The sequence below is a fragment of the Modestobacter sp. I12A-02662 genome, assembly GCF_041028325.1.
Lineage (GTDB): Bacteria > Actinomycetota > Actinomycetes > Mycobacteriales > Geodermatophilaceae > Modestobacter.
The window spans coordinates 1-1,035 of sequence record NZ_JABGDE010000029.1 but is presented as its reverse complement, the minus strand read 5'-3'; the positions used below and the strand labels follow the sequence as shown (position 1 = coordinate 1,035).

Annotated in this window: 1 protein-coding gene; it reads right to left on the bottom strand. The window is 71.8% G+C overall.

The window, feature by feature from the left end:
* Nucleotides 1–294: 294 nt before the first annotated feature.
* Nucleotides 295–1,035: thiamine pyrophosphate-dependent enzyme (locus HL189_RS22440; protein ID WP_369135953.1), on the bottom strand; the 741-nt coding region annotated here is incomplete at its 5' end.

The window sequence follows — 1,035 nt, the reverse complement described above, 5'->3', positions numbered from 1 at the left end:
GAACCGCTGCCACGGCACCTGCTGCGGGTCGTCGGGGAACCAGACCCCCCACGAGTCGGGTGCGGACCCGACCCGGATCCGGGCCCGGCCCGTGTTCTGCTGCTCGGCCGACGCCACCTGGCTGTCCGCGCTCATGAGCACCTCCTTCGTCTTGATGGGTTGGTCGGGGCGGAACCGCGCGGACGGACACGACGGTCATCCGGTCGCTGGCCTCCCGCTTGGCGCAGCGCCACCTCGGAGCTGGGACCGCTCGGGCGACCAGGACGTCGACGCCGAGGCTGGCTGCCTGCCGGATCACCCTTCGCCCTCGCCGGGAGACGTCGGCCTGACCCTCGAGGGCTGGGGGCCATGCTCGGACGGCGCGAGATAGGCTGGCCGCTGGACGGCCTTCCACTGCTCGTAGACGGTGCGGGCGCTGCGGGTGCTGTCGAGGGTCGAGACCTCGCTGACCGGCACGTCCCACCAGGACTCGCTGGACGGGGCGTCGATCAGCGGGTCGGTCTCGACGTGCACGACGGTGGTCCGGTCGGCGGCCTTCGCCGCGCGCAGGGCGTCGGCGAGGCTGGGCCCGTCCTTGGCGACCAGCACGTTCACACCCAGGCTCGCCGCGTTCGCGGCCAGATCGACCGGGAGCACGTCCCCGTCGAGCCGGCCGCTGGGGGCGCGGTAGCGGTACCGGGTGCCGAAACGCTGGGAGCCCAGCTGCTCGGAGAGCGCGCCGATGGAGGCGAAGCCGTGGTTCTGCACCAGGACGACGATGATCTTCACGCCCTCCTGGACGGCGGTGACCAGCTCGGTCGGCATCATCAGGTAGCCCCCGTCGCCGAGCATGACGAACACCTCCCGGTCGGGGCTGGCCATCCGGATGCCGATGCCGCCGGGGATCTCGTAGCCCATGCACGAGTAGCCGTACTCGACGTGGTAGCCATTGCGGTCGCGGACCCGCCACATCTTGTGCAGGTCCCCGGGCATGGACCCGGCGGCGCAGACCACCACGTCGCGGGGGTCGGAGACCTCGTTGACCAGGCCGATGAC